Origin of the sequence: Sphingomonas sp. CCH15-F11, assembly GCF_001557005.1 — a bacterium.
In the GTDB taxonomy this organism is placed as follows: Bacteria; Pseudomonadota; Alphaproteobacteria; order Sphingomonadales; family Sphingomonadaceae; genus Sphingomonas.
Window position 1 is genome coordinate 1 of record NZ_LSKG01000138.1, and the last position, 10,554, is coordinate 10,554.

At 68.3% G+C, this 10,554-nt stretch carries 11 protein-coding genes; 7 read left to right on the plus strand and 4 right to left on the minus strand.

All coding sequences use genetic code 11. The features are described from left to right. Positions 1-392: dienelactone hydrolase family protein (locus AX709_RS13570; RefSeq protein WP_197432038.1), on the minus strand; the 392-nt coding region annotated here is incomplete at its 3' end. 105 nt (positions 393-497) lie between these two features. Here AX709_RS13570 and AX709_RS13575 point away from each other — a divergent pair. The 6 genes from AX709_RS13575 to AX709_RS13600 are packed head-to-tail and all read left to right on the plus strand — an operon-like array spanning position 498 to position 6,248. Next, positions 498-728 carry a DUF6489 family protein gene (locus AX709_RS13575; RefSeq protein ID WP_066483677.1) on the plus strand — a complete coding sequence of 77 codons (231 nt, stop codon included), beginning with the start codon at positions 498-500 and terminating at the stop codon, positions 726-728. A gap of 15 nt (positions 729-743) precedes the next feature. Beyond that, entirely contained in the window at positions 744-2,045 is a 1,302-nt protein-coding gene (mnmE, locus tag AX709_RS13580; RefSeq protein WP_066550104.1) for a tRNA uridine-5-carboxymethylaminomethyl(34) synthesis GTPase MnmE, read from the plus strand. Positions 2,046-2,105: 60 nt separating this feature from the next. Beyond that, the gene (mnmG, locus tag AX709_RS13585) at positions 2,106-3,947 is read left to right on the plus strand and encodes a tRNA uridine-5-carboxymethylaminomethyl(34) synthesis enzyme MnmG (RefSeq protein WP_066550107.1); all 1,842 of its coding nucleotides are present in this window, start codon (positions 2,106-2,108) and stop codon (positions 3,945-3,947) included. After that, complete coding sequence (gene rsmG / locus AX709_RS13590; protein ID WP_066550108.1) at positions 3,944-4,564, plus strand: 16S rRNA (guanine(527)-N(7))-methyltransferase RsmG; 621 nt, start codon at positions 3,944-3,946, stop codon at positions 4,562-4,564. Before mnmG ends, rsmG begins: the two co-directional genes overlap by 4 nt. After that, positions 4,555-5,334, plus strand: a complete 780-nt coding sequence (locus AX709_RS13595) for a ParA family protein (protein WP_066483230.1) — start codon at positions 4,555-4,557, stop codon at positions 5,332-5,334. The genes rsmG and AX709_RS13595 overlap by 10 nt, the downstream gene beginning before the upstream one ends. Continuing rightward, positions 5,331-6,248, plus strand: coding sequence for a ParB/RepB/Spo0J family partition protein (locus AX709_RS13600; protein ID WP_066550110.1), 918 nt, complete (start codon positions 5,331-5,333; stop codon positions 6,246-6,248). The genes AX709_RS13595 and AX709_RS13600 overlap by 4 nt, the downstream gene beginning before the upstream one ends. 31 nt (positions 6,249-6,279) lie before the next feature. Here AX709_RS13600 and AX709_RS13605 read toward each other — a convergent pair whose 3' ends face one another. Together AX709_RS13605 and AX709_RS13610 are read right to left on the minus strand one after the other, a co-directional pair. Next, positions 6,280-8,133: a CocE/NonD family hydrolase gene (locus tag AX709_RS13605; RefSeq protein ID WP_066550113.1), complete on the minus strand. Its 1,854-nt coding sequence runs from the start codon at positions 8,131-8,133 to the stop codon at positions 6,280-6,282. Between the two features lie 259 nt (positions 8,134-8,392). Next, positions 8,393-9,307, minus strand: a complete 915-nt coding sequence (locus tag AX709_RS13610; protein WP_066550116.1) for a prephenate dehydratase — start codon at positions 9,305-9,307, stop codon at positions 8,393-8,395. Between the two features lie 117 nt (positions 9,308-9,424). Between AX709_RS13610 and AX709_RS13615 the strand changes: the two genes are divergently transcribed. Beyond that, positions 9,425-10,090: a c-type cytochrome gene (locus AX709_RS13615; RefSeq protein ID WP_066550118.1), complete on the plus strand. Its 666-nt coding sequence runs from the start codon at positions 9,425-9,427 to the stop codon at positions 10,088-10,090. Between the two features lie 43 nt (positions 10,091-10,133). Here AX709_RS13615 and AX709_RS13620 read toward each other — a convergent pair whose 3' ends face one another. After that, complete coding sequence (locus AX709_RS13620; RefSeq protein ID WP_066544024.1) at positions 10,134-10,493, minus strand: hypothetical protein; 360 nt, start codon at positions 10,491-10,493, stop codon at positions 10,134-10,136. Positions 10,494-10,554 lie beyond the last annotated feature (61 nt).

Consider the following 10,554-nt stretch of genomic DNA (forward strand, 5'->3'; position numbering starts at 1 on the left):
GTCATATAGGCCAGCCGCCCGCCCAGACAGTAGCCGACCGCCCCGACCTTGCCCCCGCCGACCTGCGCACGCGCGGCATGGATCGTCGCCTCGATGTCGCGAATGCCCATGTCCTGGTCGAAGGTGCCGAACAGGTCGAGCCCGCGCTGGAGCTGGTCGGGGATATCGGGATCGAGCTCGATGCCCGGCTCGATCCGCCAGAACAGGTCGGGGGCGAGCGCGAGATAGCCGTCGGCGGCGAGCCGGTCGCATTTCCGCCGGATGCCCGCGTTCACGCCGAAAATTTCCTGGATCACGATGATCGCCGCGCGCGGCGTTGCCGCCGGGCGCGCGACATAGGCATCGAATTGGGCGCTGTCGTCCAGCGTGGGGATGGCGAGGGTTTCGGACATGATCGCTCCTGTCGACAAGATTTGCAGTTCACCCGCCCCCGCGCGCATAACGATGCCACTGCGCTCTAGCAGGCCGCGCGACGCGTGCTCAAGCAGGGAGAGACCATGAAGATCAACGTCGAGATCGAATGCACGCCTGAAGAGGCGCGGCGCGCGATGGGCCTGCCGGACTTTACCCCAGTGCATGAGAAATATGTGAATAACATATTGGAAACCATGGATAAAGGCGTCTCACCCGAGCTGGTTGAACAAATGATGCAAAGCTGGGCGCCGATGGGCGAGGCGGGCATGAATTTCTGGCGCAAGATGTTCGAGATGGGCAGCAAGACGGGTTGAGCCGGGACTAGCGGGATGGACACCATCTATGCGTTGTCGAGCGGCGCACCGCCGGCGGCGATCGCGGTGCTGCGGATCAGCGGGCCGGACGCGGGCGCGGCGCTTCCGGCGTTGGGCATAACGACACTGCCAACCCCGCGCCGGGCGACGCTTGCGACGTTGCGGCGCGGCGGGTCGGCGGGCGAGGTGCTCGACCGCGCGATCCTGTTGTGGTTCGCGGGCCCGGCGACGGTGACCGGGGAGGATCTGCTCGAACTCCACCTCCATGGCGGTCGCGCGGTTATTCGCACGGTCGAGGCGGAGCTTGCGCGCCTGCCCGGATTTCGGCTGGCCGAACCGGGCGAGTTCACGCGGCGCGCGTTGACGGCGGGGCGGATCGACCTGACCGAAGCAGAGGGACTCGCCGACCTCCTTGCCGCAGAAACCGAGGGCCAGCGGCGCGCGGCCCAGCGGATGAGCGAGGGGGCGTTGCGCCAGCGCGTCGAGCAATGGACCGACCGGCTGCTCACCCTGGCCGCGATGATCGAGGCGCTGCTCGATCACGGCGACGAAGGGGATGTCCTGGCCGAGCGCGACCTGATCGACGGCGTGCGTTCGGGTGCCGCCGAACTGGCCGATGCGATCGCGCCGGTGCTGGCCCAGCCGCCGGTCGAGCGCCTGCGCGACGGCGTACGCGTCGTTCTCGCCGGGCCCCCCAATGCGGGCAAGTCGACCTTGCTCAATGCGCTGGCCGAGCGGGAGGCGGCGATCGTCTCCCCCATTGCCGGGACGACGCGCGACCGAATCGAGGCGCAGCTGGTGCGCAACGGCATCGCCTATGTGCTCACCGACACGGCGGGCCTGGTCACCGCGACGGCCGATCCGATCGAAGCGATCGGGGTTGCACGCGCGCGCGATGCCATGGCCAGCGCCGACATTCTCCTGTGGCTCGACGATGCGCCGCCGCCCGCATCCTCGTCCGAGGTCATCGCCGTTCATCCGCGCAGCGACATGCCGGACCGGCAAGGACCGATCGGGAGCGATCGGCTGGTGCTGTCGGCGCGAACGGGGGAGGGGATCGGTGCGCTATGGGCGCGGATCGAGCAAGTCGCCCGCCGGCTGTTGCCCGCCCCCGATATCGTGGCGCTCAACCAACGGCAACGCGGCTTGCTGAGCGAGGTCGAGCTCGCGCTGCGGTCAGCGGTGGCTCAGGACGACCCGATCCTGATCGCGGAGGATCTGCGCGCCGTGCGCGTCGCGTTCGATCGCATGACGGGGCGCGCGAGCGTCGAATCGATGCTTGATTCGCTGTTTGGGCGGTTCTGCATCGGCAAATAGGCGATGTTCCACGTGGAACAGCTTTGACGACGACGCGACCAATGCGTAGCGGGCGGGGCGATGACTCAGAACTTCGACATCATCATTGTCGGCGGCGGGCATGCCGGGACCGAGGCGGCGGCGGTCGCCGCGCGCCGGGGCGCGCGTGTCGCCCTGATCAGCTTGGACCTGAGCAAGGTCGGCGCGATGTCGTGCAATCCCGCGATCGGCGGTCTGGGCAAGGGGCATCTGGTCCGGGAAGTGGACGCGTTCGACGGTCTGATTGCGCGCGCCTCCGATGCGGCGGCGATTCATTACCGGATGCTCAATCGCAGCAAGGGGACCGCGGTGCAGGGTCCGCGCGTTCAGGCCGACCGCGTGCGGTATGCAGCGGCGATTCAGGCGATGCTGCGCGCGCAGCCGGGTCTGAGCCTGATCGAGGGCGAGGCGGCGGCGCTGATCGTGGAGCGGGGCAGGGTCGCCGGACTCGAGCTGGGTGATGGGCGGCGCCTGTCGGCACCGGCGGTGGTGCTGGCGACCGGCACCTTTCTGGGCGGACGCATTTTCCGTGGCGAGGAGCGCGGGGAGGGCGGTCGTGTCGATGAGCGGGCGGCGACCGTGCTCGGCCTCCAGCTCCGCGCGCTGGGTTTGCCGATGGCTCGGCTGAAGACGGGGACACCGCCGCGAATCGATGGGCGGACGATCGACTGGGCCGCACTCGAATCGCAACCGAGCGACGTCGAGCCGTGGACGATGTCGCCGATGACATCGGGCCGGGCGTTGCCGCAGCTATTCTGCGCGATCACGCGGACCAATGCGGCGACGCACGAGATCATCCGCGCGGCGCTCGACCGGTCGCCGCTCTTCACGGGCGCGATCGGTGCGGCGGGCCCGCGCTATTGCCCCTCGATCGAGGACAAGATCCACCGCTTCGGCGACCGTGACGGTCATCAGATCTTTCTGGAGCCCGAGGGACTCGACACGCCGCTCGTCTATCCCAACGGCATATCGACCTCACTTCCCACCGACGTTCAGCGGGCGATGCTGCGCAGCATCGATGGGCTCGCGCACGCCGAAATCGTCACGCCCGGCTATGCGGTCGAATATGACCATATCGACCCGCGCGCGTTGACCCCGGGGCTTGAGGTGCTGGCGATGCCCGGCCTGTTTTGCGCGGGCCAGATCAACGGCACCACGGGCTATGAGGAAGCCGCCGCCCAGGGGCTGATTGCCGGCATCAACGCCGCGGCCCACGCGATCGGCGTTGCACCGTTCCATGCCGATCGCGCCACGAGCTATCTTGGCGTGATGATCGACGATCTCGTCACCCAGGGAGTTACCGAGCCCTATCGCATGCTGACCGCGCGTGCGGAATATCGGCTGCGGCTGCGCGCCGACAATGCGGTCACCCGCCTGGGCCCGACCGCGCAGGCGCTGGGTTGTCTGAGCGCACCGCGCGCCGATTGGCAGCAGGCGCGTTTCGACCACCGCCGGGCGCTCGACGCGCACTTCGCCGGGCCGATCACCGCGTCCGAGCTGCGCCAGCGCGGCGCCGACATCGCGCTGGATGGCGCGCGTCGATCGGCGGCAGCATGGCTGCGCTTTCCGGGCGTAGATGTCGCGCACGTCGCGCCGGGGCTCGACCCCGATCGCGATCCCGTGCTCGCCGAACTGATCGAGGATGCGCGTTATGCGCCCTATCTGGAGCGGCAGGACGAAGAGGTCGCCGCCTATCGTGACAACGAAGCGATCGGCCTCCCGCCCGATTTCGACTTCGCGGCAGTGCGTGGCCTGTCGGCGGAAATGGTTGAGCGACTCGCTGCCGCGCGACCGGCGACGTTGGGTGCCGCGGGGCGGGTTCGGGGGATTACCCCGGCCGCGCTGACCGCGATTTTGCTGCATCATCGGCGACGTGCGGCATGAACGAAGAGGCAGCGCGCGCGTGGATCCGGGCACGTTTCGGTGTTTCACGTGAAACAGGGCTGGCGGCGTTTGTCGACCTGCTGATCGCGGAAAATGCGCACCAGAACCTGATTGCGCCGTCCACGGTGGCGACCGCATGGAGCCGGCACATCCTCGATTCGGCACAGCTCGTTCCGCTCGCGGCAGACCGCCACGGCACCTGGATCGACATCGGATCGGGGGCGGGGCTGCCCGGCATCGTCGTCGCCATCCTGCGCGATCAGCCCGTCCTGCTCGTCGAGCCACGTCGTCGCCGCGCCGAGTTCCTGGCCGACACGGCGCGCGCCCTGGGTCTCGATCAGGTCGAGGTCAGCCAACGCCGGATCGCACAGGTGGCGCATCCGCCGGCCGCGGTGATCAGCGCGCGCGCGGTCGCCGGCCTGCCCGAATTGCTCCGCCACGCGGTGCACCTCAGCACGGCCGCGACCTTGTGGCTGCTCCCCAAGGGGCGGAGCGCGCAATCGGAGGTGGCGGCGGCGCGACAGACATGGCAAGGTCGGTTCCACGTGGAACCCAGCCTGACCGAACCGGACTCCCGGATCGTCGTCGCGACGGAGATCAGCGCCCGATGTTCGTGATCACCATTGCCAATCAGAAGGGCGGGGTCGGCAAGACGACGACCGCGATCAACGTCGGCACCGCGCTCGCGGCGACGGGGTTGCGCGTGCTGCTGATCGACCTTGACCCCCAGGGCAATGCCTCGACCGGCTTCGGCATCGGCCGCGCCGACCGCGAGCTGTCGAGCTATGACCTGTTGATCGGCGAAGTCGGTCTCGACGACGTCGCGGTGCGCAGCCGCGTGCCCGGCCTCGACATTGTGCCCGCGACCGTCGACCTGTCGGGCGCCGAGATCGAGCTGATCGAGTTCGATCAGCGCACTCACCGGCTCGACCAGGCGATCGCGCGCAGCAGCGATCGCTGGGACGTGATCCTGATCGATTGCCCGCCGTCGCTGGGCCTGCTGACGATCAATGCGATGGTGGCCAGCCATTCGCTGCTGGTGCCGCTGCAATGCGAGTTCTTCGCACTCGAGGGGCTGAGCCAGCTGTTGAGCACGGTCGAACGCATTCGCTCGCGCTTCAATCCCGGGCTGGCCATTCTGGGCGTGGTGCTGACCATGTACGACCGACGCAACCGGCTGACCGACCAGGTGTCCGATGATGTTCGCGCGGTGCTCGGCCGCGTCGTGTTCGACACTGTCATCCCGCGCAACGTTCGCCTGTCCGAGGCGCCGAGCCATGGCATGCCGGCGTTGATTTACGACCATCGCTGCGCGGGTTCGGAGGCCTATATCGCGCTCGCCCGCGAAGTGATCGATCGCCTGCCCAAGACCGCCCAGGCCGCATGACCGAGCCCGCCAACCCCGCCGCCGCCCGTAAACCCCGTCCCGGCCTTGGCCGCGGGCTGAGCGCATTGCTCGGCGATGTCCAGCGCGTCGACGAACCCGGCGCGACCGGCCAGGTTCAGGCGAGCGGCGTGCGGCAATTGCCCGTCGGCTCGCTGGTGCCGCACCCCGGCCAGCCGCGCCGCTTCTTCGACGAGGCGGCGCTCGACGATCTCGCCGCATCGATCGCGGCGCGCGGGCTGATCCAGCCGATCGTCGTGCGTCCGCACGGCAAGGAATACCAGATCGTTGCCGGCGAACGCCGCTGGCGCGCCGCCCAGCGTGCACGGCTGCACGAGGTGCCGGTGATCGTCCGCGATCTCGACGATGCCGAAACGCTGGAAATCGCGCTGCTCGAGAATATCCAGCGCGAGGACCTGAATGCGATCGAGGAAGCCGACGCCTATGCCAAGCTGATCAAGGAATATGGGCATAGCCAGGAGGCGCTGGCCAAGCTGGTCCACAAATCGCGCAGCCATGTCGCCAATCTGATGCGCCTGCTCGACCTGCCGCCCGAGGTGCAGCGCCACGTCATCGACGGCACGCTGACGATGGGCCACGCCCGCGCGCTGGTCAACGCGCCGGACCCGGAGGCGCTGGCGGCGCGCGTCATCGCGCGTGGCCTGTCGGTGCGCGAGACCGAAAAGCTGGCGCGCGACGCCAAGCCGGGCGGGCAGGGTGCTGGCGAATCGCGCCGGACGACCCGCAATCCGACCGCGGATGCCGATATTTCTGCCTTGGAACAACAACTTGGCGACGTACTCGGCCTGGGGGTGCGGATCGCGCATGGCGACAAGGGCGGCACGCTGACGATCAGCTACGCCTCGCTCGACCAGCTCGATATGGTCTGTCAGCGGCTGAGCGGGGATGTGATCTGACGCGCGGCCGCACCCGGCGCCCACCCGCCCCTTACATCACCGGCAACGCGACGTAAGACCCGCCGCACACGCGATGCGTCGCCTTGCGGAAATCGCTCGCCTTCGCCGTATAGATATTGGGAACGAAGGTCTGCGGGTTGCGGTCGATCACCGGGAACCAGGTCGACTGGACCTGTACCATCAGTCGATGCCCCTTGCGGAACACGTGATCATGATCGCGCAGCGGCACGTCCCAGGCGCGCACCTGATCGGCGACCAGCGGCTTGGCGGCCGCATTGCCGTCGAGCCAGCGTCCGCGCCGCACCTCCATCGCCACGGGTAGCTGATAGCCGTTGAGCGTCTTGAGATAGTCGGCCGGCACCGGTTCGTAGTTGTCGGGGAAGACGTCGATCAGCTTGACGACCATATCGGCGTCGGTACCGCTGGTCGCCGCCATCAGCCGCGCGGCGATCGCACCGGTGACGGTCAGGTCGCTTTCCAGCGGCGCGCTGACATAGGTGAGCACGTCGGGCCGCCCGTCGACGAACCGCTGGTCGGCGGCTTCCCACCATTGCCATTCGGGCGAGGGATAGGTGCGTGAGATCGGGCGCGCGCGGAACGGCACCGGGCTCGCCGGATCGGACACATAATCGCGGCACGCCGTGTCGGCCGGCGCGGTGAACGACAGGCTGCCGTCGGCGTGGAGGTAAAGGTTGCGCATCTCGCGCGGTTTGGGCGGCCACTGCGCATAGTCGCGCCATTGCCACGATCCGCTCTGGAACATCTTCGCTTCGAATCGCGGCTGCGCGCCCTTGCCATGCAGCCAGTAGCGAAAGAACGGCGCTTCGACATCACGGCGGAATTCGGTGCCGCTCTCGACCCCCATCGGGATGTTGCCCAGCCGGTCGCCCGGCGAGCGCCAGCTGCCGTGATTCCAAGGCCCCGCGACCATAAGGTTCAGTCCGTCGGGATCGTCCTGCTCCATCTGCTCATAGATTTTCCAGCTGCCGCTCGGATCCTCCTGATCCCAGAAGCCCGCGACGTGGAGCGTCGGTACTGTGGTGCGCCCCAGTCGGTCGGTCCAGTGTTGGCGACGCCAGTGGTCGTCATAGTCGGGATGCGCGATCATCGCGGTCAGCATGGGCACGGTGCCGCGCATATACCGGCTGTCGAGATTGCTGACCGGCCCCAGCTTCAGGAAGAAGTCGTAACTGTCGATAGACGCGCTGCCATAGGGAAATTCGGCATTCTCCTTGTTGTGCTGCAGCGAATAGAGCCAGTCGGTCGCATAGGTGAGCCGCATCGCGCCATAGCGATGCAGGTCGTCGTTGAGCCACCAGTCGTTCCACGCCGCCTGCGGGCTGACCGCCTTCAGCGCGGGATGCGGGCGGGCGAGCGCGATCGCGGCGGCATAGCCGGGATAGCTGACCCCCCACATCCCGACGCGGCCGTTGTTTGCGGGCACGCGCTTCACCAGCCAGTCGATCGTGTCATAGGCGTCGGTCGCTTCATCGACCGCCTTCGACCCCGCCGGCGCCAATTCCATCGACATGGTGAACTTGCCGTCCGACTTGAAGCGGCCGCGCATGTTCTGGAACACCAGGATATAGCCGTCCTCGGCCATGTATTGCATCGTGCGCGGGGTTTGCGGCGGCGGCGCGTCGGGCACGCCATAGGGGGTACGCTGGAGCAGGATCGGCAGCGGCCCCGATTTGCCGACGGGGCGCATGATCACCGTCTGCAGCCGCGCGCCGTCGCGCATCGGGATCATCACCTTCTCAAAGGTGAAGGCGGCGGCGGGCTGGGCCTGCGGCGCGGATTGCGGCGCCGGCTGGGCCTGGGGTCGCGCCAGCGCACTCGAAGCGGCAAGCAGCAATGCCAGCGCAAGACCTGTCCTCACCCGCATCACCCGCTCCCTCGATTACCCGGCTGCCAGATCAGCCGATCGGGAGCGCCTTGTCGAGGGGGACCAAGGAGACAGAATGGCCCTGATGCAATCTCGTCGCCCCGGGCTTGACCCGGGGCTCCGCTTCTCTTGCGACGGCTGAGGCAGCGGGACCCCGGGTCAAGCCCGGGGCGACGGCAAATGGGTGACAAACTGAAAGCCCCTCCCCTTCAGGGGAGGGGTTGGGGTGGGACCTCTCCACCAAACCGCCCTCGCAACGCTACCCCCGTCGGCGCGCGCTCGGATAGGTGCCGAGCAGCCGCACCCATTTGGTGTGAAAGGCCAGTTCTTCCAGCGCGCGGTCGACCGCCGGGTCGCCGGGCGCGCCCTCGATATCGGCGTAGAATTGCGTGGCGGCGAAGCTGCCGCCGGTCTGATAGCTTTCCAACTTGGTCATGTTGATGCCGTTGGTGGCAAAGGCACCCAGCGCCTTGTAGAGCGCGGCGGGGATGTTGCGTACTTCGAAGATGAAGGTCGTCATCTGGTCGTGCGCGGGCTCGATCGTCCCCGCGGCACGTGCCAGCACGACGAAGCGCGTCGTGTTGTGCCCGGCATCCGCGATATCGTCAGCCAGCAGGTTGAGGCCATAGAGCGCGGCGGCCGCCGCCGGAGCGAGTGCGCCGACCGCTGGATCGGCGCGCTCGGCGACCAGGGCGGCGGCACCCGCCGTGTCGGCATAGGCGAGGGGAGCGATCCCGCGGGCGCGTAACCAGTGGCGACATTGGCCCAGCGCCTGTTCGTGGCTCATCACCTGGCGCACCTCGTCGATCGTCCCGCTCGCCATCAGCGCGTGGCGGATCGGCAGAAAGGTCTCGCCGGTGATGAACAGGTCCGATTCGGGCAGCAGGAAATGGATGTCGGCGACGCGCCCGTGCAGCGAATTTTCGATCGGAATGATCGCGCGGCCCGCCCGCCCGTCGCGCACCGCATCGATCGCGTCGGTGAAGCTGAAACAGGGGAGCGGCAGCCCGTCGGGCAGGGCGAGCTGCTGCGCGACATGGCTGTTCGCGCCCGGTGCGCCCTGAAATGCGACCGCGCGCGCGGGATCGGCAGCGGCGGCGGCGGTCATCGCGGCGATGATCGGGCGCGCGGGCGCGGCATAGCTCTGGACGGCGGGCGCGGAGGGTCCGGACATGGGGCTGACCGCCTATCGGCCCGTGGAGGGGGACGCAAGCTCGGCTTGCGGTGCACAAAAGCCTTTACTAAAGGGGCACCACTTTCCCGATGGGCTTTGATTGGACGTTCTCACAACATGGATAGTCGCACGAACACGATCGCTGGATGGGTTTTGGCGGGCTGCGTCGCGGCACTCGGCCTGACGATCGGCAGCGAAATGGTGTTCGAATCCGAGCGCCCGGAGAAGATGGGCTATCCGATCGCCGGCGTCGAGGCGGGCGGCGAGGGTGGTGGCGAGGCCGAAGTGCCGATCGCGACGCTGCTGGCCAGCGCCGATGTCGCCGCGGGCCAGGCGAGCTTTCAGAAATGCGCGTCATGCCACTCGATCAACGCCGGCGGCGCGAACGGCATCGGCCCCAACCTGCACGGCATTGTCGGCAAGCCGCACGCGGCGGTGGCGGGATTCGCCTATTCCGACGCGCTCAAGGCGGTTGGGGGCCCGTGGGATTTCGATGCGCTCAACGCCTGGCTGACCAGCCCGCGCAAATATGCGTCGGGCACCAAGATGAGCTTCGCCGGCCTGTCCGACCCGCAGGAACGCGCCAACGTGATCGCCTATCTGAACAGCCAGGGCTCGAACCTGCCGCTGCCCGCGGCACCGGCCGCCGACGCCGCGACCGATGCCGAGGCGAATGTCGCCGACGCGGGCTCGACCGGTGATCTGGCCGACAACGCGACCGCCGCGCCGGGCGCGCCCTCGATCGATCCCGCCGCTGCCGAACGCGCCGCCGACGCGGAGTGATCGGGGGCTCGACGCGCCTCCAGGCGCAGGCAGTCGACAGCCTTCACTTCGCCAGCAGCGCGCTCGCCCTTGCCCGGCCCGCATCACGGATCGCGCGGGCCTTTGCTTCCGCTTGCTCGCGGACCAGCCGCGCGTCGGCGCGCTTGGCCTCGGCATAGACCTTGGCGCGCCGCGCGTCGTAATTGCCGCTTTGTCCCGCCTGGTTGAGCATTGCCTCCGCCTCAGCCTCGAGCTTCGCGGCGCGATCCTCCGCCTCGGCCTCGATCGCGTCGGCCTGCGCCTCGGCGGTGTCGCGAATCTGTTCGGCCTGCCGTTCCTGCGGGGTTGGCGGGGTACAGCCGCCCGCCACCAGCATGAGCGCAAGCGCGATCATCGCGGTACGGGCGGGGTTCCGGATCGGCATCGTGTCTTTTCCTGTTCAGCTGTAACCTCATGAAACCCGCGGCGCGGCGGTTGGTTTCGCC

Excerpts from the sequence above, each read along its gene's own strand:
- AX709_RS13600 (WP_066550110.1), top strand. The coding sequence starts at position 5,331 with ATGACCGAGCCCGCCAACCCCGCCGCCGCCCGTAAACCCCGTCCCGGC.
- AX709_RS13620 (WP_066544024.1), bottom strand. The coding sequence starts at position 10,493 with ATGCCGATCCGGAACCCCGCCCGTACCGCGATGATCGCGCTTGCGCTC.
- AX709_RS13605 (WP_066550113.1), bottom strand. The coding sequence starts at position 8,133 with ATGCGGGTGAGGACAGGTCTTGCGCTGGCATTGCTGCTTGCCGCTTCG.
- rsmG (WP_066550108.1), top strand. The coding sequence starts at position 3,944 with ATGAACGAAGAGGCAGCGCGCGCGTGGATCCGGGCACGTTTCGGTGTT.
- AX709_RS13610 (WP_066550116.1), bottom strand. The coding sequence starts at position 9,307 with ATGTCCGGACCCTCCGCGCCCGCCGTCCAGAGCTATGCCGCGCCCGCG.
- AX709_RS13615 (WP_066550118.1), top strand. The coding sequence starts at position 9,425 with ATGGATAGTCGCACGAACACGATCGCTGGATGGGTTTTGGCGGGCTGC.
- mnmG (WP_066550107.1), top strand. The coding sequence starts at position 2,106 with ATGACTCAGAACTTCGACATCATCATTGTCGGCGGCGGGCATGCCGGG.
- AX709_RS13575 (WP_066483677.1), top strand. The coding sequence starts at position 498 with ATGAAGATCAACGTCGAGATCGAATGCACGCCTGAAGAGGCGCGGCGC.
- mnmE (WP_066550104.1), top strand. The coding sequence starts at position 744 with ATGGACACCATCTATGCGTTGTCGAGCGGCGCACCGCCGGCGGCGATC.
- AX709_RS13595 (WP_066483230.1), top strand. The coding sequence starts at position 4,555 with ATGTTCGTGATCACCATTGCCAATCAGAAGGGCGGGGTCGGCAAGACG.